This window comes from Marinobacter sp. EVN1, from assembly GCF_000475375.1.
GTDB classification, from domain to species: domain Bacteria; phylum Pseudomonadota; class Gammaproteobacteria; order Pseudomonadales; family Oleiphilaceae; genus Marinobacter; species Marinobacter nauticus.
Map to the genome: position 1 here is coordinate 76,208 of NZ_AXCB01000011.1, position 20,806 is coordinate 97,013.

Annotated in this window: 22 protein-coding genes; 8 read left to right on the top strand and 14 right to left on the bottom strand. The window is 59.7% G+C overall.

Annotated elements, in window-relative coordinates:
- Positions 1 to 37 precede the first annotated feature (37 nt).
- The 6 genes from Q674_RS24895 to Q674_RS24920 form a co-directional block, all read right to left on the bottom strand.
- Positions 38 to 1,240, bottom strand: a complete 1,203-nt coding sequence (locus Q674_RS24895; RefSeq protein ID WP_023008105.1) for a YbfB/YjiJ family MFS transporter — start codon at positions 1,238 to 1,240, stop codon at positions 38 to 40.
- An 82-nt stretch (positions 1,241 to 1,322) separates the two neighbouring features.
- Positions 1,323 to 1,979, bottom strand: a complete 657-nt coding sequence (locus tag Q674_RS24900; RefSeq protein ID WP_023008106.1) for an SCO family protein — start codon at positions 1,977 to 1,979, stop codon at positions 1,323 to 1,325.
- Between the two features lie 32 nt (positions 1,980 to 2,011).
- Positions 2,012 to 2,932 (bottom strand): heme o synthase, encoded by a 921-nt coding sequence (gene cyoE, locus Q674_RS24905; protein WP_011783650.1) that lies wholly within the window; start codon positions 2,930 to 2,932, stop codon positions 2,012 to 2,014.
- A complete protein-coding gene (locus Q674_RS24910; RefSeq protein WP_011783649.1) occupies positions 2,929 to 4,035 on the bottom strand; it encodes a COX15/CtaA family protein in 1,107 nt (368 codons plus the stop codon). The genes cyoE and Q674_RS24910 overlap by 4 nt, the downstream gene beginning before the upstream one ends.
- A gap of 15 nt (positions 4,036 to 4,050) precedes the next feature.
- The gene (locus Q674_RS24915) at positions 4,051 to 4,692 is read right to left on the bottom strand and encodes a hypothetical protein (protein WP_011783648.1); all 642 of its coding nucleotides are present in this window, start codon (positions 4,690 to 4,692) and stop codon (positions 4,051 to 4,053) included.
- Complete coding sequence (locus Q674_RS24920) at positions 4,673 to 5,422, bottom strand: SURF1 family protein (RefSeq protein ID WP_022992668.1); 750 nt, start codon at positions 5,420 to 5,422, stop codon at positions 4,673 to 4,675. The genes Q674_RS24915 and Q674_RS24920 overlap by 20 nt, the downstream gene beginning before the upstream one ends.
- 97 nt (positions 5,423 to 5,519) lie before the next feature.
- Here Q674_RS24920 and Q674_RS24925 point away from each other — a divergent pair, with 97 nt between their 5' ends.
- Positions 5,520 to 5,723 (top strand): twin transmembrane helix small protein, encoded by a 204-nt coding sequence (locus tag Q674_RS24925; RefSeq protein ID WP_011783646.1) that lies wholly within the window; start codon positions 5,520 to 5,522, stop codon positions 5,721 to 5,723.
- Between the two features lie 11 nt (positions 5,724 to 5,734).
- Here the strand turns inward: Q674_RS24925 and Q674_RS24930 are convergent, their stop codons facing one another.
- The 4 genes from Q674_RS24930 to coxB are packed head-to-tail and all read right to left on the bottom strand — an operon-like array spanning position 5,735 to position 10,008.
- Positions 5,735 to 6,622, bottom strand: a complete 888-nt coding sequence (locus tag Q674_RS24930) for a cytochrome c oxidase subunit 3 (RefSeq protein ID WP_022992667.1) — start codon at positions 6,620 to 6,622, stop codon at positions 5,735 to 5,737.
- Between the two features lie 16 nt (positions 6,623 to 6,638).
- The gene (locus Q674_RS24935; RefSeq protein WP_022992666.1) at positions 6,639 to 7,229 is read right to left on the bottom strand and encodes a cytochrome c oxidase assembly protein; all 591 of its coding nucleotides are present in this window, start codon (positions 7,227 to 7,229) and stop codon (positions 6,639 to 6,641) included.
- Positions 7,230 to 7,242: 13 nt separating this feature from the next.
- Positions 7,243 to 8,826: a cytochrome c oxidase subunit I gene (gene ctaD, locus Q674_RS24940; RefSeq protein ID WP_022992665.1), complete on the bottom strand. Its 1,584-nt coding sequence runs from the start codon at positions 8,824 to 8,826 to the stop codon at positions 7,243 to 7,245.
- A 57-nt stretch (positions 8,827 to 8,883) separates the two neighbouring features.
- Positions 8,884 to 10,008: a cytochrome c oxidase subunit II gene (gene coxB / locus Q674_RS24945; protein WP_011783642.1), complete on the bottom strand. Its 1,125-nt coding sequence runs from the start codon at positions 10,006 to 10,008 to the stop codon at positions 8,884 to 8,886.
- 188 nt (positions 10,009 to 10,196) lie between these two features.
- Between coxB and Q674_RS24950 the strand changes: the two genes are divergently transcribed.
- The 3 genes from Q674_RS24950 (at position 10,197) to Q674_RS24960 (ending at position 12,849) form a co-directional block, all read left to right on the top strand.
- Positions 10,197 to 11,543: an MATE family efflux transporter gene (locus Q674_RS24950; protein WP_023008107.1), complete on the top strand. Its 1,347-nt coding sequence runs from the start codon at positions 10,197 to 10,199 to the stop codon at positions 11,541 to 11,543.
- 191 nt (positions 11,544 to 11,734) lie between these two features.
- Entirely contained in the window at positions 11,735 to 12,382 is a 648-nt protein-coding gene (locus tag Q674_RS24955; protein WP_031209780.1) for a hypothetical protein, read from the top strand.
- A gap of 80 nt (positions 12,383 to 12,462) precedes the next feature.
- Complete coding sequence (locus Q674_RS24960) at positions 12,463 to 12,849, top strand: DoxX family protein (protein WP_023008109.1); 387 nt, start codon at positions 12,463 to 12,465, stop codon at positions 12,847 to 12,849.
- A gap of 2 nt (positions 12,850 to 12,851) precedes the next feature.
- Here the strand turns inward: Q674_RS24960 and Q674_RS24965 are convergent, their stop codons facing one another.
- Positions 12,852 to 14,648 carry a diguanylate cyclase gene (locus Q674_RS24965; protein ID WP_023008110.1) on the bottom strand — a complete coding sequence of 599 codons (1,797 nt, stop codon included), beginning with the start codon at positions 14,646 to 14,648 and terminating at the stop codon, positions 12,852 to 12,854.
- 159 nt (positions 14,649 to 14,807) lie between these two features.
- Here Q674_RS24965 and Q674_RS24970 point away from each other — a divergent pair, with 159 nt between their 5' ends.
- Positions 14,808 to 15,038, top strand: a complete 231-nt coding sequence (locus tag Q674_RS24970; protein WP_023008111.1) for a DUF1653 domain-containing protein — start codon at positions 14,808 to 14,810, stop codon at positions 15,036 to 15,038.
- Positions 15,039 to 15,152: 114 nt separating this feature from the next.
- Positions 15,153 to 16,475, top strand: a complete 1,323-nt coding sequence (locus Q674_RS24975) for a Na+/H+ antiporter family protein (RefSeq protein WP_023008112.1) — start codon at positions 15,153 to 15,155, stop codon at positions 16,473 to 16,475.
- A 58-nt stretch (positions 16,476 to 16,533) separates the two neighbouring features.
- Here Q674_RS24975 and Q674_RS24980 read toward each other — a convergent pair whose 3' ends face one another.
- Positions 16,534 to 16,785, bottom strand: coding sequence for a YheV family putative zinc ribbon protein (locus tag Q674_RS24980; protein WP_023008113.1), 252 nt, complete (start codon positions 16,783 to 16,785; stop codon positions 16,534 to 16,536).
- 56 nt (positions 16,786 to 16,841) lie between these two features.
- On the bottom strand, positions 16,842 to 18,887 hold the full coding sequence (gene prlC, locus Q674_RS24985; RefSeq protein ID WP_023008114.1) for an oligopeptidase A: 2,046 nt from the start codon (positions 18,885 to 18,887) through the stop codon (positions 16,842 to 16,844).
- Positions 18,888 to 19,169: 282 nt separating this feature from the next.
- Here prlC and Q674_RS24990 point away from each other — a divergent pair, with 282 nt between their 5' ends.
- On the top strand, positions 19,170 to 19,709 hold the full coding sequence (locus tag Q674_RS24990) for a gamma carbonic anhydrase family protein (RefSeq protein ID WP_011783633.1): 540 nt from the start codon (positions 19,170 to 19,172) through the stop codon (positions 19,707 to 19,709).
- Between the two features lie 190 nt (positions 19,710 to 19,899).
- A complete protein-coding gene (locus Q674_RS24995) occupies positions 19,900 to 20,355 on the top strand; it encodes an Hsp20/alpha crystallin family protein (RefSeq protein WP_022992658.1) in 456 nt (151 codons plus the stop codon).
- A 39-nt stretch (positions 20,356 to 20,394) separates the two neighbouring features.
- Here Q674_RS24995 and Q674_RS25000 read toward each other — a convergent pair whose 3' ends face one another.
- Positions 20,395 to 20,712 (bottom strand): PA4642 family protein, encoded by a 318-nt coding sequence (locus tag Q674_RS25000; protein WP_022992657.1) that lies wholly within the window; start codon positions 20,710 to 20,712, stop codon positions 20,395 to 20,397.
- Positions 20,713 to 20,806: the final 94 nt, after the last annotated feature.

A 20,806-nucleotide genomic window follows, 5' to 3' on the forward strand; every position in this document is an offset into this window, starting at 1 on the left:
GGGTGCTTGCCGGAATGTGGCCGCAGTTTACCATGCCTCAGGAGCGGGCATGCCAGGCTTCAGGCCGGGGCACGAAGAACGCGAATACCAGGCCAAACGCCAACGCTGCCACCCCGATGCCGAAAGCCGACACCAGGGTGCCTCCCGCATCCAGCCACTGTTTGGTCAGCCAGGGGCCGACCATCTGGGTAAAGCCATACAGTGCCACCATCGCTGCCGACAGGCGCGGGCCCTGATGCGGATGCAGCGCGCGCCCGATGCGCTGGGTCAGCAATACCGTGCCCAGAAAGGTGCTGCCGACCAGGGCGGCACACAACACCAAGCCCAAGGCGCCAGGCCAGACCACGGTGGCCAGTACACCGGCCAGCTGAATCAGAAAATTCAGGCGAAGGGCGGGCAAGTCTCCCATCAGGGCCCCCAGTTTGTTCCACAGCCAGGGCGCCGGGATGGTGAACAGGGCGACGATCACCCAGGTCCCGTCCAGCAAGGCGTGGCCCTCAGGCAGTTCCAGTTTTGCCAACAGGGGCAGGAAGGTCATGGGCAGGATGTAGCCCAGGCCCGCCCCGGCATAGGACAGAAACAGCGGGATGCTGGCGCGATCCAGCAACGGGGTATTGACCACTGCCTTACCGGCGTCATCATGCTGGCGCACCGGTACCTCCAGTTGCCGTAACTGCATGGCACCCCACCAGGCCAGGGGAATCGACAACAGGGCAGCCGGCCACCAGCGCTCCGCGCCCTCCAGCAGGCCGGCGGTTCCGGTAACCAGGCCGCTGGACACCAGCAGCCCTACACCAACACCGATATAGACCAGACCGCTGAGAGAGGCCCGGTTGCGCATTACCAGCCACTCCAGAATCAGAGCTGGCGCCTGGACGAATACCACGCCGTTCGCCACACCGTTCAGCCAGCGGGTGACAGAAATCACCGTCAGCTGGTCGGTCTGGGTCACGATCAGCGTGGTGACCACATGAACCGCCAGGAAAAGAGGCAACATCAGCCGGATCTGGTCGATTCTGTGCCAACGGATGGCCAGCATTGCCCCCATCAGATAGCCGAGGTAGTTCCAGGTGGCCACCGCAGCTCCATCCGGCGCGTTGAACTGGTTATCGGCCACCAGGTAGGGCAACAACGGGGTGTAGATGAATCGGCCAAGGCCGTGGACAACCAGCAACACCAGGCTACCGGCGAGCAGAACCGTAAACAGTTGCCTGGGGGTGGGGGTATTTGCAGAAGTCATGGCATAGGCCCGGTCGTCAGGTTATCAACGGAAACCGGGTAGTGTAGGTGACTAACCAATGCTTGTCAGTGAGACCTTCGCCTCAGCCTGGCTGGCGATTGGCGTTGGCCCACTGGTAGATACGCTCAAAGGCTTCGGCCAGCTGTTCCGGCTTGTGGGGTGGCTGGATCAGCGCCTGAACGTCGCCGTCCGGATTGAGCAAGGCAAAATGCCCGCTGTGGTCCACCAGCAACTCGCCATTCACCTGCCGGTGCACAAACACCGCGCTCACGCTCTTGGCGACCTGGCGCAGGGTGTCCAGATCGCCGGTCAGGCCGTGGAAATGCTCACCAAAGAAATCGGTATAGGCCTTCAGCTTCGCCGGGGTATCGTGCTCCGGGTCTGCCGAGACCAGCAGATAGTCCGGTTGGGGTAATTCCGGGGACAGCAACTGGTCGGTACGGCGCAGATTGGCCATGGCAGCGGGGCAGATGTCCGGGCAATTGGTATAGCCCACAAACACGAAGGTCCACCGGCCCCGGAGATCTTCCCGGGTGACCGTCGCTCCTTCCTCGTTGGTCAGAGAGAACTCCACCAGGGGCCGTGGCTGGTCGTAGACATAGGCGTTGTACTGGCTGAGATCCGGCGCCGGTGCCGGTTCGCCCCCCACCAGAAAGACCTGCCGACCCACTGTCAGGCCGAACACCAGCACCACCAGCAACAACAGAACAAACAACGTGATTCGAATCGACCGCCCCATAGGGTCTCCCAACCAGGCTTAACCCCGGCCAGTCAGGCCGGGACAAACACAAAATGATCTACCAGCAACACCACAAACAACGCCATCAGATAGGTGATGGAATATTTGAAGGTGTTCAGCGCTACCCGCCGGTCGTCGCCGCGCAGCAGGCGAACCGCATATTGCAGGAACCTCAAGCCTAGCGCCAGGGCGCCCACCAGGTAAATACCGCCGGACATGCCTGTGACAAACGGTAGCAGGCTGACGGCCAGCAGCATCAGGGTATAGAGCAGAATATGCAGTTCGGTGTAACGATTGCCGTGGGTCACCGGCAGCATGGGAATACCAGCCTTGGCGTATTCCTCCTTGCGGTGGATGGCCAGAGCCCAGAAATGCGGTGGCGTCCAGGCGAAGATGATCAGCACCAGCAACAGCGCGTGGCCTTCCACCTGGCCAGTGACCGCGGTCCAGCCCAGCAGTGGCGGCATGGCACCGGCCAGCCCGCCGATGACAATGTTCTGTGGCGTCGCCCGTTTCAGAAACAGGGTGTAAACACCGGCGTAACCCACCAGGGACGCCAGCGTCAGCCAGGCGGTCAGCTCGTTCACCTGCCACACCAGCACGACCATACCCAGGGCCGCCAGCACGGTAGCAAACAGCAGGGCGTCCAGCGGCGCAATCCGGCCAGTCGCCACCGGACGTTTGCGAGTGCGGGCCATCACGGTATCAATCTTCTGATCCACCACGTGGTTCACCACCGCAGCCGCGCCGGCCAGCAGGGCGATTCCCAGGTTGCCGAACAGCAGCACGCTCCATTCGGGAACGCCTGGTGCTGCCAGCAGCATGCCGATCACCGAGGTAAGAATCATCAATGCCACTACCCGGGGCTTGGTCAGTTCCAGGTAATCGCGCCAGGAAATAGTGCTCGCATGCGTTGGATTCTGGATCGGCAGCGCCTTCACTTGCTCGCTCATGCCGTAACCTCCCGGTTTATGGTTGTTGTGTGAGGTGCGGGGGATAGTGCTGGCAGGGCCAGCTGATGATGCCGCCAGATCAGGTGCACCATCGACAGTAACAGGCCAGCGCCCATGGCGTTATGGGCAACGGCAATGATCAGGGGAATGTGCAGCCAGACGTTGGTCAGCCCCAGACAGAACTGGAGCACCAGGGCACCGCCCACCAGAGCGATAGCCCTGTCGAGACCGCTCTGGGCGCGCTGGCGCCACAGCAGCCCCAGCAATATGGCCAGATAACCCAACACAAGGACTGCGCCCAGGCGATGGCTGACGTGAATAGCAACCCGGCCATCGCTGGTCAGCTGGCCGCCCAGATAGTTGGGACCAACATGTTGGGTGATATCAAATCCATGCTGAAAATCCATGCCCTCGGGCCACCACTGACCCTGACAGGTAGGCAAATCGGTACAGGCAACGGCGGCGTAGTTGGCTGCCGTCCAGGCCCCCAGGGCAATCTGGGCAATGACCAGCAGCAAACCGCCATACAGCCAGGGTCGGAGTCTTGCCAGGGATGCCGCCATCGCCGGTCGCGGCGCCTCACTTTCCCGTGCCCGCCGCCGGAGCCGCAGGGTCAGCAACAACAACAGGCTCAGGGTGGTAAATCCGCCCAGCAGATGCAGGGCCACCACCTGGGGCCAGAGCTTGAGGGTAACCGTCCACATGCCGAACGCGGCCTGCAACACGATAAAGCCGGCAATGAACAGCGGCAGTTTGACCGGAAGCCCCGCTCTGCGCTTGCGCACCGAGGCAATGGCCAGCCCGAATACCAGTAGTCCCAGGGTACCGGCGGCGTAGCGATGAATCATTTCCGGCCAGCCCTTGGAGACATCCACCGGGGTCTCCGGGAAACGGGCATTGGCAATGGCGATGCGGGTTTCATCCTGGGGCACGGTCAGAAAACCATAACAGCCAGGCCAGTCCGGGCATCCCAGGCCGGCATGAACCAGCCGTGTCCAGGCACCGAGCATGATCACCACCACTGCCAGCAAACAGGCCAGGGTAGCCCAGAACGCCAGTTTCTTTGCTATTGCCCGGGATTGCTCCGGAGACATCGCCGTCATACCGCAGGCCTCCCGTTAGCCAATCTGTGACAGTTTCAGCAGGTGCTTCAGATCTTTCAGCAGCTGTTTGCCGGTATGTTCCCTGCCATAGTGCATCATCACATTGCCAAACGGGTCGACCAGCAGGATTCTCGGTTGCTGCTCCGGGTTGATCCCGGCGGGCCATGCCGGTGTCTTGCCAGCGGCCGGTTGCAGGCGCTCCATCAACTGGTACTCATCGGACCAGCGCCGCTCCAGATCCGCCGGTACCGTGCCCAGATAGGCGGCACGACCAACACGCGGCGCGTTCTTGCCAAGCGCAACGTTAACCTGGCGAGCCAGATACAGCAGCTGCTCGCAGTCTTCCGCGCAACGCTCCGAGGCCACCAGCATCAGCCATTTCGGGTCGGCGACATCAACACCAAAGCGTGCCTGCAGGGGGTTCCCCGCAGCGGTTTGCAGATTCAGCTCTGCCACCGGCACCGGCGGTTGCACCAACTGCCCCTGATTGCTCTGACCGGTCGGGTTAAGCCAGCCGGTGTAAAACATGACCGTCGCCACCAGCATGGGGCCGAACCCCACCGCAAAGAGCAACATGGCGGTGCGCCGGCCCCGCCTGACCTGAGCCGGGCTCGGGCCATCAGAATGAGAGAGAGAGTCAGCCGTTGTCGTTGTCATTGTCGGCTCCTGCCTTGGGTCTTTCGCTGTCTTTTTTATAACTCGCCACCAGAGTCAATATAGTCAGTGCTACCGCTAGTGCAAACCATTGGGCGGCGTATCCGTAGTGCGTCTGCGGGCCCATCACATCCGGCGCCCGGTCCGCCCGGTATGCACCCGGCTGCTGGCTGTCGGCAAGGTGAACAATCATCGGGGCCGGCGTCTTACCCAACGCCCGGACACGGCTCTCAGGCAACGCCTGGACCCGTCTCGGCCAGCCGGGTGTATCGGGCTCCTGCGCCCCCAGTACCGGAGGTTCCGGATAGGCCGCCAGCCGGCCCTGAAGGGTAAACAGAGGCTCAGGCGTCTGCACTTCCGGCAGTTGTTCACGGCTGGCCGGTGCCGGTACCCAGCCCCGGTTGACCACCACCAAAGGGCCTGAGAGCGGCTCAAAAAGCGTCAACACTTCGTAACCGGCGCGGCCGTCCCGGGTCCGATTGTCCAGCAACCAAGTCTGCTCCCGGTACCAACCGGTCAGGGTGACCGGTTGGCCCTCCTGCCACCCATCTGCAGCCGCCACATCCTGCCAGTCCCACCCGGCGCTTTCTGAATTCCAGGTCTCCAGCCGACTGGTTTTTTCCGCGGCGCGGTTCAGCTGCCAGACACCCAGACTGATCAGCAGAGGCAGAAAGACACCGCTGAAGACCAGCAGGCGCCAGTCGAACTGCCAGCGGCGGGAGGTGGAACCCACTTAGCGCCGCTCTGCTATAGTGAGGTAACGAACCGGGGCGTTGTTCCCGGCACCAGAATGCTCAACAGGCTGCGGACCTGATACAACCGGATTCCTCATGTTAAAACTTGCCATTGTCGTACTGCTGTTCGCCGTCATTATCAGCCTGTTCAGCGGGCTGTTTTTCCTGATTCGGGACGGCGGTAAAACCAACCGTGTGGTGAACTCACTGGCGGTGCGAGTCTCGCTCAGCGTGCTATTACTGGCCGTGGTGCTGATCGCGCTCTGGACCGGCGATCTCACCCTGAACCCGACGCCCTGACTTCATCTGCCTCAGAGCACATACACGAACACAAACAGGCCCAGCCAGACCACATCCACAAAATGCCAGTACCAGGCTGCCGCTTCAAAGCCGAAATGATTGTCGGCGGTGAAATGGCCCTTGATGATCCGGACCAGCATGATGGCGAGCATCAAAGTACCCAGCATCACGTGGGCCCCGTGGAAACCCGTTAACATAAAGAACATGCTGCCATAGATGCCGGACTTCAGGGTCAGGTCCAGGTCCTGATAGGCGTGCATGTACTCGTAGCCCTGAACGAACATGAACACCACCGCCAGCGCAATGGTGGCTCCCAGCCACAGCTTCACCTTGGCCCGGTTACCCGCTTTCAGGGCATGGTGGGCAATGGTCACCGTGAACGACGAGGTTACCAGCAGGATGGTGTTGATCAGCGGCAAGCCCCAGGGCCCGATCACTTCCTTCGGGCCCGGGTAGGCCTCTGGGTTGGGGTTGCTGACCAGAGGCCAACTGGCCTGAAAGCCTTCCCACAGCATGTTGCTACTGCCTTTATCACCCTCGCCCCCCAGCCAGGGCACCACGAACATCCGAACGTAGAAGAGCGCACCGAAGAACGCCGCAAAAAACATGACTTCCGAGAAAATGAACCAGCTCATACCCCAGCGGAAAGAACGATCCATCTGGTCGCTGTACAATCCGGCCCGGCTCTCGCGGATGACGCTGCCGAACCAGCCGAACAGCATGTACGCCATGATCAGCGCGCCAATCCAGAACATGATCCAGGAACCGGTGGTGCTTTCACCCTGGTTGCCGTTCACCATGATGGCTGCCGCGCCATACAGGGTGACCCCCAGGCCAACGGTGGCGACAATGGGCCACTTGCTCTGTTCGGGAACGTAGTAGGTCTGGTGATCCGCCATAGCTGTCTCCGATGGCTTAGCCGTTATTGTTGGTTGTTTTTGCTGCCCCGGCGGCACCCGATACCTCGGCCTTCTGGCTCTGGTCGTAAAGGGTGTAGGACAGTGTCAGCTTGGTGATGTGTTCCGGCAGTTCCGGATCCACGATAAACACCAGAGGCATTTCTGTGCTTTCGCCGGCTTCCAGGGGCTGCTGGTTGAAACAGAAACACTCGGTCTTGTGGAAGTACAGGGTGCCCTCAGCCGGGGACAGGCTGGGAACTGCCTGTCCCACCATGGCCTGGTCGCTGCCATTTTCGGCGTAGAAATTGACGGTCACCGGCTCACCGGGATGCACCTTGATGCTGCGGGTCACCGGCCGGAATTCCCAGGACATGCCCGGGCCATTACTGGCCAGGAACTGGACCGTCACGGTGCGGTTGGCATCCACCTGGTTGGTGACCTGCGCTTCGTACCGGCCGCCGGTCTTGCCATTGATACCGGTGATTTCGCAGAACACGTCGTACAAGGGCACCAGGGCAAAGCCGAAGGCGAACATACCGACCACGCCGGCCATGCACCAGGCAATCACCCGACCGTTGCTGCGTTTGCCGTGTTGTGGCTCTGCCATGGCGACCTCCCGGTTATTTCACTTCCGGCGGTGTCGAGAAAGCGTGATAGGGCGCCGGTGAGGGCACCGTCCATTCCAGCCCTTCAGCACCATCCCAGGGTTTGGCGGCGGCCTTCTCGCCCCCTCGCACACACTTCACCACGATGAACAGGAACAGCAACTGACTGACGCCGAACATAAAGGCCCCGATGCTCGATACCATGTTGAAGTCAGCAAACTGCAGCGCGTAGTCCGGAATCCGCCGGGGCATGCCCGCCAGCCCCAGGAAGTGCATGGGGAAGAAAGCCAGGTTCATGCCGATGAACGACAGCCAGAAGTGGGTCTTGGCCAGGGTTTCGTCGTACATGTGGCCGGTCCACTTGGGCAGCCAGAAGTAGGCCGAAGCGAAGATGCCGAAGATGGCACCGGGCACCAGCACATAATGGAAATGCGCGACCACAAAGTAGGTATCGTGGTACTGGAAGTCCGCAGGCGCGATGGCCAGCATCAGCCCGGAGAAACCACCGATAGTGAACAGAATGATAAAGGCCACGGCGAACAGCATGGGCGCCTCGAAACTCAGGGAGCCCCGGAACATGGTGGTGACCCAGTTGAACACCTTCACCCCGGTGGGCACGGCAATCAGCATGGTGGCGTACATGAAGAACAACTGCCCGGCCAGTGGAATACCCACGGTAAACATATGGTGCGCCCAGACCACGAACGACAACAGGGCAATGGCACCCACCGCATACACCATGGAGGCATAGCCAAACAGCGGCTTGCGGGAGAAGGCCGCAACAATGTGGGAGATGGCCCCGAACGCCGGCAGGATCATGATATAAACCTCCGGATGCCCGAAGAACCAGAACACATGCTGGAACAGCACCGGATCGCCACCACCGGAGGCATCAAAGAAACTGGTACCGAAGTTGATGTCCATCAGCATCATGGTCACCACGCCGGCCAGCACCGGCATGACCGCAATCAACAGGAACGCGGTGATCAGCCAGGTCCAGACAAACAGGGGCATTTTCATCAGGGTCATGCCCGGCGCCCGCATGTTCAGAATGGTGGCAATGACATTGATGGCGCCCATGATTGAGGACACCCCCATGATGTGCACCGCGAAGATGAAGAACGTGGTGCTGGGTGGCCCATAGGTGGTGGAAAGCGGCGCGTAGAAGGTCCAGCCGAAGTTGGGGGCGCCGCCCTGCATGAACAGGGTGGAGACCAGAATCAGGAAGGCGCAGGGCAGCAGCCAGAAACTCCAGTTATTCATGCGCGGCAGTGCCATGTCCGGCGCGCCGATCATCAAGGGCAGCATCCAGTTGGCTAACCCGACAAAGGCCGGCATGACCGCCCCGAACACCATGATCAGACCGTGCATGGTGGTCATCTGGTTGAAGAACTCCGGCTGCACAATCTGCAGGCCGGGCTGGAACAGTTCGGCCCGGATGACCATGGCCATGCTGCCGCCGAGCAGGAACATGGCAAAACTGAACATCAGGTACATGGACCCGATGTCTTTATGGTTTGTGGTCAGCAGCCAGCGGCTGATGCCTTTGGCCGGGCCGTGGTGATGTTCCTGGCTGTGGGTATCTGCAACCGCACTCATGAAAACCCCCGTTACCGCCTTCTGATGTGGCTGGTGATTGTTGTTATCTGGCGTTGATTACTGCTGGTTCTTGTAATCAAAAATTTCCTTGGGCGTGACCATATCGCCGGTGTTGTTACCCCAGGCATTACGCTCATAGGTAATCACCGCAGCCAGGTCCACTTCGCTCAGCTGGTTACCGAACGCCTGCATCGCCGTCCCGGACTTGCCGTTCACCACAATGTCGATGTGAGCCGTCATATCTCCGGTCGCAATCGGGCTACCCTTGAGCGCGGGGAACGCCGGGGGGGCCCCGCTGCCATCCGCCTGGTGGCAGGCCGCACAGGCTGTGGCATAAGCCTTCTCACCACGCGCCATCAATTCTTCCAGAGTCCAGTCTTTCTGGGTCAGCTGGCGTTCTTTCTCGGCTGCCTCGCGCTGCTCCGCCACCCAGGCGTTGTATTCCTCTTCCGGCACCGCCTCGACCACCACCGGCATGAAGCCGTGGTCCTTGCCACACAGCTCGGTGCACTGGCCACGGTAAATGCCCGGCTCATCCACCCGGGTCCAGGTTTCATTGATAAAACCGGGGATGGCATCTTTCTTCACGCCAAACTCCGGCACCCACCAGGAGTGGATTACGTCATTGGCGGTCAACAGAAAACGCACTTTCTTGCCGACTGGAATCACCAGCGGGTTGTCCACTTCCAGGAGGTAGTTTTCACCCTTGGCCTGGCGGTTCTCGATCTGGTCCCGGGGTGTAGACAGGCTGGAGAAGTAACCAAAATCTTCATTGATATACTCATACTGCCAGCGCCACTGATAGCCGGTAACCTTGATATCCACTTCGGATTCGGTGGTGTCGTACATCTCCACCAGCGTTGCCGTGGCGGGAATGGCCATGGCCACGAGAATGGCGAACGGAATGATGGTCCAGAGAATTTCGACCACCGTGTTCTCATGGAAATTGGCCGGTTTCGCGCCCTGGGATTTGCGATGGGCGAAAATAGACCAGAACATGACCCCGAACACCACCACACCGATGGCGACGCAGATCCAGAGAATGGTCATGTGAAGGCTGAAAATCTGATTACTGGTGCCGGTTACACCGGGCGTCATGTTCATGGTCCAGTCGGCCACGACGACAGCCGGTGACAACAGACCAGCGGCTAGGGCTACTGCCCGCTTGGCATGCACGCGCATACTGTGTCTCCACAGAGTGTTATTCTTGTCGGATTTTGCGTCATCCCTCCGAAATTTACCGATGGCACTCGCAACCGTCGGAAATCCCCGAGTGAAAGCCTGCTTATGGATACATCAAAATTGAGTATAGACACAGATCAAAAAAAGACTAAAAAATCCTTAAATCCAAATAAGATAAGTGCAGAGTTTTGAGAAGCATAAAGAATAAACAGCGTGCGCCCGGCATCATTGACCGACGCCTGTGGGCACTGGCCTGGCCACTGATGCTGACCAATCTCACCGTGCCCCTGCTGGGCCTGGTGGACACCGCCGTGCTCGGCCATCTGCACAGTCCGGAATACCTGGGCGCGGTCGCCGTGGGCGCCAACCTGTTCAGCATTCTGTACTGGACTTTCGGTTTCATGCGCATGGGCACCACCGGTCTGGCGGCGCAGGCCTGGGGCAAACGGGATGCCTTTGCTCAGGTCGCGCTGCTATTACGCTCAATCCTGCTGGCCATCGGCATCGGGCTGTTACTGATTCTGTTCCACCAACCGTTGATCCGGATCGGTCTGGAGCTGATGAATCCCAGCCCTGAGGTGTCGGCTCTGGCCGCAGAATACGCGGCCATCCGTATCTGGAGTGCGCCCGCGGTGCTGTGCCAGTACACCCTGGTGGGCTGGCTGATCGGCACCCAGTTCCCCCGCGGCCCCATGGTGATGCTGATCATCGCCAACGGTATCAACATTGTGCTGGACGTGTTCTTCGTCACGGTACTGGGCTGGAACAGCCGGGGCGTGGCCATGGCTACCGTGATGGCCGAATACGGCGCCGCCCTGATCGGGTTTGCCATCGTGCTCCGGAGAATGCCGGAAGGCCAACGGCTGACCCGTGCACTGTTCGGGCACCTGTCAGACTACCTGACCATTCTGCAGGTGAACCGTTACATCATGGTTCGCACCATCGCGCTGCTGCTGGTACTGGCGTTTTTCACCGCCCAGGGTGCCCGTCAGGGCGATGTCATCCTGGCCGCCAATGCCGTGCTGATCACCTTTTTGCTGGTGATTTCCAATGCCCTGGACGGTTTTGCCAATGCCGCCGAAGCCCTGGTGGGCGAAGCCATCGGCCAGAATAGCCGGCGCCGGTTCCGGATGGTCTTCCTGAGTGCCCTGCGCTGGTCGATCTGGGGGGCGTTGCTACTGACCGTTGCGTTCGTGCTCGGCGGCCGCTGGCTGATCAGCCTGCTGACGGGGCTGGAGGCGGTGCGAACTACCGCCTGGCAATACCTGCCCTGGCTCTGGCTGCTGCCATTTGCCTCGGTCTGGGGCTTTCTGCTCGATGGAGTTTTTATCGGCGCCACCCGGACCCGGGAAATGCAGAACACCATGCTGTTTTCAGCGCTGGCTGTCTTCCTGCCGGTCTGGTGGCTGACCACCGGATGGGGCAATCACGGGCTCTGGTTTGCGCTCATCACGCTGATGCTGGCGCGGGCAGGGAGCATGGGCTGGCTGTGCTGGCGGTACACCCGTGAGGGCCGGTGGTTTAATACTCACTAACGTTTTCTACTCACACCGTAACCGTTAAATTTGCCGGTGCAGGCAGCAAGGCGACAAATCTTGGCTACACTAGTCAGAAACGGCAGGCATGTTGCGGTAGCCAGCCCCTGCTTTCCTGCCTCCGGTTACTCCTTGATAGAACGGGAGGCGCCTTGCGACCTCAAATTGTTCAGACTTCGGCATCTCCTGAAATGACTCCACAGGCCGTCCTTGAAATCATTGATCAGGCAAGGCGTCAGGAAGCACGATCCGGCGCCTTTTTACGCCAGATGAAAGAGAAAGCCGCCCGGCTGCCGGGTTCGGTGGTGGTGGATGGCTATCAACCGGCAACCTCGCTGTTCCAATTCGCGGTGGAATACATCGAGATGGCGCCCAGGCTGATCGAATGCGTGGATGCCTGCGCCCGGGAAGCCGGCAAAACCGAGCTGTTCCAGCCCTTTATTGATGCCGCCATCCGCTATTTCACTCAGCCCTCGGTGCTGCTGGTGCGCTACGACGGCCTGGACGGGCTGCTTATTCGCGCCTACCTGTGCCACCGGTTGATGGAGGAAATGCACGACAACAACCGCTCGATCCGCGCCAGTGAACTGATCGATCTGGAAGCCACCCGGGCCAATCTGCTGGTGCACGAGCTGATTGGTGAACCCTTCGCCAACGAGCTGGACGATGCCATTACCGTTACCGTGCTGCAGATTGCTGGCACCCCGGATTACTACAACCTGGATCTCGATCCCTTTGTTGATCAGGTAAACAACCAGGCCTGGGACTGGATGCGACAGTACTGGGAAAACCTGCTGGAGCGGAACCACATCCGCTTCGCCCTCGGGCCGTCGTGCTGAGTTTAATAACAACACGTCACTGAATTGCCTCTGAAAAACCAGTATTCTTGCGCTCCCGAACATCACTGAGGAGGCCAAACGTGCTGGACAATGCCGATCTGGGAAAACTGATTGTACGGCTGACACTGGGCGGATTACTGCTGTTCCACGGCATAGCCAAACTGCTCAATGGCATCGGCTTTATCGAGGGCCAGCTGGCCAGCCATGGCCTGCCCACGATCCTGGCCTATGGCGTCTATATCGGGGAAGTTATTGCACCCTTGATGGTGATTCTCGGATACCAGACCCGCATCGGCGCCCTGATCATTGTTTTCAACATGATCGTTGCCATCGCCCTGGTGCATGGCCACCAGCTGTTGACCCTGAGCGGCAACGGCGGCTGGGCGCTGGAACTTCAGGGCTTCTTCCTGTTCACCGCACTGGCGCTGATTTTCCTGGGGCCGGGCCGGTACAAACTCAAAAACTGAGGTCAACTGGTGGTGGGGGCGACTGCCTTGGGATGCCAGACCACCACCCGGTTCCGCCCATCGGCCTTGGCGGCGTAGAGCGCCTCATCGGCGCGGCGAATCAGTTCCTGACAATCGGATTGCCGGTTGGGGGTCAGTGTCGCCACACCGAGACTGATGGTCAGGCTGACCGGCGACATATGCTCGCCACTGTTGACCGGCGTTCGCGCGACCGACAGCCGCATCCGTTCCGCCACCTGCTGCGCGCCGGCCACATCGGTAGCGGGCAGCAGAATGGCGAACTCCTCCCCACCGTAACGCGCCACCAGATCCCCTGAGCGCTGGACCTCATCGGACAGAATTGAGGCCAGCGCCACCAGGCAGTCGTCTCCCACCAGATGGCCGAAGTGGTCGTTCACCTGCTTGAAGTGGTCAATATCCAGCAGAATCAGGCTCAGTTCATGCTCGTGACGCAACGCCCGGTTCCATTCGGTTTCCAGCTTTTCATCAAACCGGCGCCGGTTGGCGACGTGGGTCAGGCCATCGGTCAGGCTGATAGCCCGTAACTGCTCGTTTGCCTTCTCCAGTTCCTCGGTGCGTTCCCGAACCCGGGATTCCAGGGTCAGGTTAGCCTGGCGCTGAACTTCCAGGGCATGCTCCTGGGCCTGTTGCCGGCGCCGGCGTTCCATGTTGATCCGGTAGGCCAGGGCAAACGACAGCAGGATCACCTCAACCGCCACCCCGGCCTGGGGCGCCAGTTCGGTAAACGGACTGCGCGGAATCCAGCCCAGTTTGCTGACCGCCAGCACCAGATGCCCCAGCAGCAAGGGCGTCCAGGCCAGAACATAAAAACCACCCAGAATCTGGCCCTTGCGCCAGACATCGATACCGATCAGCCAGGCCACCGGGGTGGCAAAAGCCGCTAATGCACTGATCAGCATGATGCCACTCTGATAGGAACCGACAAAGCCATAGATCAGACCGATGACACTGATGCCCAGCAAGCTCTGAAGCACACGGTAACCCCAGCGCGAATGGAGACTGACCAGCAAAAATCGCATGGTGAAAACAATGGCCGCAATCAGCGCGGCACTGACCACGGGCACAGTGAAGTAACGGTTGATCCACGGCAGGTCCGGCCAGAACCACTGGAACAGCAGGCCATTGAAGTTGAGCTGCACGGCACCGGAACAGATAACGGCCAGCACATACCAAAGGTAGGTTTGATGGCGGACAATCATGAACAGGAACAGATTGTACAGCGCCAGGGCGACTACAATACCCAGAAACATGGTCTGCCAGCCGTACGAAATCTGCTCGTTGGCCAGGAATTCGGCGGACGGGGTGACCGCGATCGGAACCTGGACCGAGCCCTGGGTCTGCACACGAATCCAGGCGGTGACCGGCTCGGTATTGGACGGCACCAGAAACACGAAATTCCGGTGTACAATCGGCCGGCTGTCGAACGGCCGGGTATCCCCGGTGTGATGGGATTCGATAATCCGGCCATCCAGCTCCCAGTAAATCGACACTTCATCGAGCAGCGGATAGCCCACTTCCAGAACCCGGTTAGCGGGTTGCGCCGGCACCGGTACCTGCAACCAGAATTCATCGTCACTGAAACCCTGGTTCAGGGTCTGGCCAGCCGGAACCGTCTGCCACTGGTCAGGCCCGATGGCACGGACTGCCTCGACATCCCTGGCCCCCTGAGGTACTGACAACCATTGAAAGGACACGGGCTCGGCGTGGGCAGCAGTGAAGGCCAAGCACAGCAGCAAGGTAACGAATATGCCTGTTATGCGGGAAATGCGCCCGTTCATTCTTGTCTGTAATTTCCGGCCCGAGGTGCTTGAACTACACTGTTGTGTTCTGATGGGGAACACCATAACCCTAGTGCTTCACAAACAGTGTAGACGGATATCCCGCTCAAGTCCGGCAAAATTAAGGGGTAAGGCCCCGCTACCACCAGAGAGGAAGACATGCCCGAACGCAGACACACGGTTCAGCCCGGCCGCTACCGGCATTACAAAGGCAAGGACTACGACGTGATCGGCGTGGCCCGCCACAGCGAAACCGAAGAGCCGCTGGTGGTCTATCGCTGCCTGTATGGCGACTATAGTCTATGGGTTCGCCCGCTCCCCATGTTCCAGGAAACCGTCGACGTGGCCGGCGAACAGGTTCCCCGTTTCATGCGGGTTGAGGACGAGTAACGGTTACACAACCGTTTTGACTGCGGCGGCCATTTCCTGCACATTAGCGCACTTTTCGTGCTGCCGGCGCCCAAAAGGTGCCGGTATACCCTCGATTCCTATCCGGAGTTTGCCATGAATGCCGTAGTTGCCGCGGTACTGATCATGCTCGTACTGAGCCTGTGCCGTATCCACGTTGTTGTTGCCCTGATCATCGGCGCCATTTCCGGTGGCCTGGTGGCGGGCATGTCCCTTGAAGATACCATCAATGCCTTCAATACCGGCCTGGGGGGTGGTGCCACCGTTGCCTTGTCCTATGCCACCCTGGGCGCGTTTGCCGTCGCCATCGGAAAATCAGGGCTGGCCCACGCCCTGGCCGACAAGGCCCTGGCCATGGTGGGCCGGCAGGATGAAGGGGGCGCTGCCACCGGCATCCGGTTCATGATCATCGGCCTGCTGCTGGCCATTGCCGTGTCGTCCCAGAATATCCTGCCGATTCACATCGCCTTCATTCCGCTGGTAGTGCCGCCACTGCTATACGTGATGGCGAAACTGCACATGGATCGCCGGCTGGTGGCCTGCGTGCTGACCTTCGGGCTGATCACGCCTTATATGTTCCTGCCGGTAGGCTTTGGCGGTATCTATCTAAACGAAATCCTGCTGGCCAACGTGGCCGACAACGGCGTTGATGCCAGCAACCTGAACGTCATGTCTGCCATGGCGCTGCCGGCCCTGGGCATGCTCCTTGGCCTGCTGGTTGCGGTCTTTTTCAGCTATCGGGGCGGTCGCGGCTATGACCTCAAGCGCATCGAACAGACCGAGCGTGTGGATGTTAAGTACAGCCCCAGAACACTGGTGATGGCGCTGGTCGCCATTGCCGTGGCATTCGTGGTGCAACTCTGGCTTGGCTCCATGATCCTGGGCGCCCTGGCCGGCTTCGTGCTGTTCAATGTCTCTGGCGTGGTTAAGTGGAAAGAAGCCGACGATTTGTTCACCGAAGGCATGAAAATGCTGGCCATGATCGGCTTCATCATGATTGCCGCCAACGGCTTTGCGGAAGTGATGCGGGAAACCGGCGAAATCGCCACTCTGGTGGAAGGTTCGGTCGCCGCCATAGGCGAGAACAAGGCGCTGGCAGCATTGCTGATGCTGGTGGTGGGCCTGTTGATCACCATGGGCATCGGGTCCTCGTTCTCCACCATCCCCATTATCGCGGCACTGTATGTGCCTCTGGCGCTGCAACTGGGCTTCAGCCCCCTGGCCATCGTGGCCCTGGTGGGTACGGCGGGTGCTCTGGGTGATGCCGGCTCTCCGGCGTCAGACTCCACCCTCGGCCCCACCGCCGGCCTGAATGTGGATGGCCAGCACAACCACATCTGGGACACCGTGGTGCCCACGTTCCTGCACTACAACCTGCCACTGCTGGCCTTCGGCTGGCTGGCCGCCATGGTGCTCTGAGGCACCGGCAAAGCCCTCGGTTTGCCACCGGCCGAAGACGGCCAGGCAAGCCGGGGGGTCAGTCTTCTGAACCGGACTTGAAGAACACCACCTGTTTTACCGTGTGATCGTCCTTGTTGCCGCGTTTGTTCACCCGGGTCTCGATTTCCGGTGCCGCCGGCTGCTCCTGATCGGACATGGCATCGGTAAAACCGCATGCCACGCATTCGCGCACCTGCTCACCGTCGTCATCGGTAAACATCATGATCTTGTCCATCTCCGCACAACGGGGACAGACAGCACCGGCGATAAAGCGTTTCGGACTCGCCATAACTCAACTCCAGATAAGTCACCCGATGGCCAGTACGACCACCGGGCGTGATTGTATCAGGCCGCTTCGTCCGTAATGCCGGTCTGCTTCAGCAAGGCATCCACCTCGGGCTCCCGGCCCCGGAACGCCTTGAACAGCTCCATGGGCTCCTGCGAGCCGCCTTTCTCCAGAATGTTGTGCAGGAAGGCCTTGCCGGTTTCCGGATCAAAAATACCATTCTCCTCAAACAGCGAGAATGCATCGGCCGCCAGCACTTCCGCCCACTTGTAGCTGTAATAGCCCGCCGCGTAGCCCCCGGCAAAAATGTGGGAGAAGGCATTCGGAAAGCGATTGAACTCCGGCGCCTGGACCACGGCAATCTCTTCCCGCACTTTCCGGTGCATGTCGAGCGGATTGGTCGGCGCCTGCTCGCTGAATTCCGCATGCAACCGGAAATCGAACAGCGAGAACTCCAGCTGCCGCACCATGGCCATCCCGGACTGGAAGTTCTTGGCCGCCAGCAGTTTCTGCAGCAGATCTTCCGGCAGCGGTTCGCCGGTTTCATGGTGACTGGCAATCAGTGCCAGCGACTCCGGATTCCAGCACCAGTTCTCCAGGAACTGGCTGGGCAACTCGACCGCATCCCAGGCCACACCGTTAATACCCGACACATCCATCACCTCAACCTGCGTCAGCATGTGATGCAAGCCATGGCCGAATTCGTGGAACAGGGTGGTGACTTCGTCGTGAGTCAGCAATGCCGGCTTGCCGTCCACCGGTGGCGTGAAGTTGCAGGTCAGGAACGCCACTGGCAACTGCAACCGGCCGCGCAAATCGCGCCAGCGCACCCGGCAGTCCGCCATCCAGGCACCACCGCGTTTGCCCTGGCGGGCATAGAGATCCAGGTAGAACCAGGCAATCGGCTCGCCGTGGCGACTGATGCAGTAAGCCTGGGCATCTGCGTGCCAGATTTCCACCTCCGGATGGGCTTCGATCTGAACATCAAACAGCTTCTCTGCCACCCGGAACAGGCCCGGCACTACCTTGTCCACCGGGAACCAGGGGCGCAGGGTTTCCGGAGAAATGTCATAACGCTTCTGGCGCAGCTTCTCGCTGTAATAACCCACATCCCAGGCCTGAAGATCCTCGACGCCGTATTCGTCTTTCACAAAAGCCTTCAGCTCGGCGAACTCCTTCTCCGCCTGGGGCTTGGATTTCGCCGCCAACTGATTCAGGAACTCCATCACCTCATCGACACTGCGGGCCATCTTGGTGGCCAACGAACGCTCGGCGTAGTTGTCGAATCCGAGCAACTGGGCGAGGGCATGGCGACGCTTGAGAATCTCAGCCATCACCGGGGTATTATCCCACTTCGCGGCATCCGGGCCCTGGTCCGACGCCCGGGTCACAAACGCCTCGTACACTTCCCGGCGCAGGCTGCGGTTGTCACCGTAGGTCATCACCGGATAGAAACTGGGGAAATCCAGGGTAATCACATAACCGTCCACCTCCTTCTGCCGGGCCGCCTGCCTGGCGCCTTCAATGGCCGTCTCCGGCAGACCGGACAGCTCGTCCACATCGGTGATGTGCTTGTACCAGTGCTGGGTGGCGTCCAGCACGTTATCGCTGAACTTGTTGGACAGTTCCGCCAGCTCCCGGGACAGTTCCGCGTAACGCTTTTTCTTGTCCTCGGGCAGATCCACACCACCGAGCCGGAAATCCCGCAGGATGTTGTCGATGGACTTGCGCTGGGATTCGCTCAGATTGTGGAAATCATCGCGGGCGGCCAGTTTTTTATAGGCCTCACACAAGACACTGTTCTGGCTGACTTCGGTACTGTATTCAGTCAGTTTTTCCAGGCAGTTCTTGTACACTTTGCGCAGGTCATCGTTGTTCATGACACCGTTCAGGTGGGAGATCACCGACCAGGCATTGCTTAGCTTGTTTTCCAGCTCCTGCATGGGCTGAGCCAGAGTTTCCCAACTGGGATCCTCCTGCTGGGCCAGCGTCTGGATCTTCATCCGGTTCTCGCTGAGAATCTGGTCTATGGCTGTTTCCATGTGCTCGGTACGGATATGGCCGAACTTCGGCAACAGATCGTCTGTCAGTAGCGGGTTATTCATAGGTCCCCTTCTCAGCCGTTCGTTAATGAGATAGCTTGCACCAACTTACGGGGTGCCGGTGGGGGATGGCTTTCAGAAACTGTGTGGAGCCAGGGATGGCGGAACTCAAGCGTCACAGGGGCTCCGCCGAGCGTTTATGAAGCGAAGCTTCATGCGACCGCTGAGCGACCGCAATCTGTGATTGCGGGCCGGACTCCGCAGGAGTGCCGAAGGAGCGTGTTTCTGAAAGCCATCCCCCACCGGCACCTTGCACCGCACTTGGACAGCATTGAGGTATATGTAATGGCGAATGTACGAACTCACAAGGGTATCACACCACAATTTGGCGAACGCACCTGGGTAGACGACAGCGCCGTGGTCATCGGAGATGTACAAATGGGGGAGGATTGCTCGGTCTGGCCCATGACCGTAATCCGAGGCGACATGCACAAGATCCGCATCGGCGACCGTTGCAGCATCCAGGACGGCTCGGTGCTGCACATCACCCACGCCAGCGACTACAACCCCGGCGGCTGGCCGCTGATCCTGGGCGACGACGTGACCGTTGGCCACAAAGCCCTGCTGCATGGCTGCACCATTGGCAGCCGGGTTCTGGTCGGCATGGGCTGTACCGTGATGGACGGCGCCGTGGTGGAAGATGAAGTCATTATCGGCGCCGGCACCCTGGTACCGCCAGGCAAACGCCTGGAATCCGGTTACCTGTATGTGGGCTCCCCGTGCAAGCAGGCCCGGGCCCTGAGCGACAAAGAAAAAACGTTCTTCAAATACACCGCCGCCAACTACGTCAAACTGAAAGACGAATACCTGAATCCTGCCGAATAAGCCCTGACCAACCGCCCCTGATTCAGATCAAATTCTGATCAGGGGCACCTTGAAAATTTCCCGCCTGCACCTACTTTCGAGAATAGCAGAAGTTCACGGAGTCCATCCGGGGGCGCCACCGGGTTGGAGCTGTTCCGCGAGCGAAGCTGATGACCATCTCAGATTCGACATCGTTAAAGGAGGAGTTCCCATGAGCAACATTACACGCTGGAATCCGATCAGTGAGTTCGAAGACATGATGAACCGCTACAACCGGATGTTCGGCCTGGCCCGCACCAACGGTGAACAGGAAGGCAAGGATCTGTTCAGCCGCAGTGACTGGGCACCTGCAGTGGATATCAAGGAGACCCCGGAGGCCTTCATGGTGGAAGCCGAGCTGCCGGGTATGAGCAAAGACGATGTGAAGGTGACCGTACACGACGGCGTGCTCACCATTCAGGGTGAACGCAAGAGCGAAGAGGAAACCAAGGACAAGAAGCTGCACCGCATTGAACGATTCTACGGCAGCTTTATGCGCCGGTTCACCTTGCCGGACAACGTGGATGAGAACAGTGTGAAGGCCAACTTCAAGGACGGCCTGCTGACACTGAGCATCCAGAAGGCCGAGCCCAAAGAACCGAAGGCGATCGAAGTCGAGGTAAAGTAAGCCCTCGCCTTCGAGCCTGCAAGGCAGCCTTGCCGGGAATCAGTTCCCGGCCGCTGCCTTTTTTTGTGCGCCGGCGTTTTCCAGGGCACGGGCATAATCCGCACTACGCCGGTGACGAGCAACCCGATCCAGAATGGTTGCCCCGTGCTCGTCTTCAGCATTCAGGTCACGACGGGCTTCAACAAAGAAGCTGATAAAGCGTTCGAAATCCTCGGCCCGCATAGATTCATAAGCCCGACTCAGCACAAAATAGTCGGCATTGATGCTTCGGTCCCAGGGTGTCAGATCGAGATAGCTCTTTACCCGATCGTCGCTCCATTCCTCGCCAATGACTTTGGGTTTGTCCGGTCCGCTCATGCTGGCATTTCCTGCTGTCTGCAATTCAGGGCGCACAGTATAAGGCTTTGAATGGGCAGAGGTTATATGAATCCACTATGAGTATCTTCGCTGC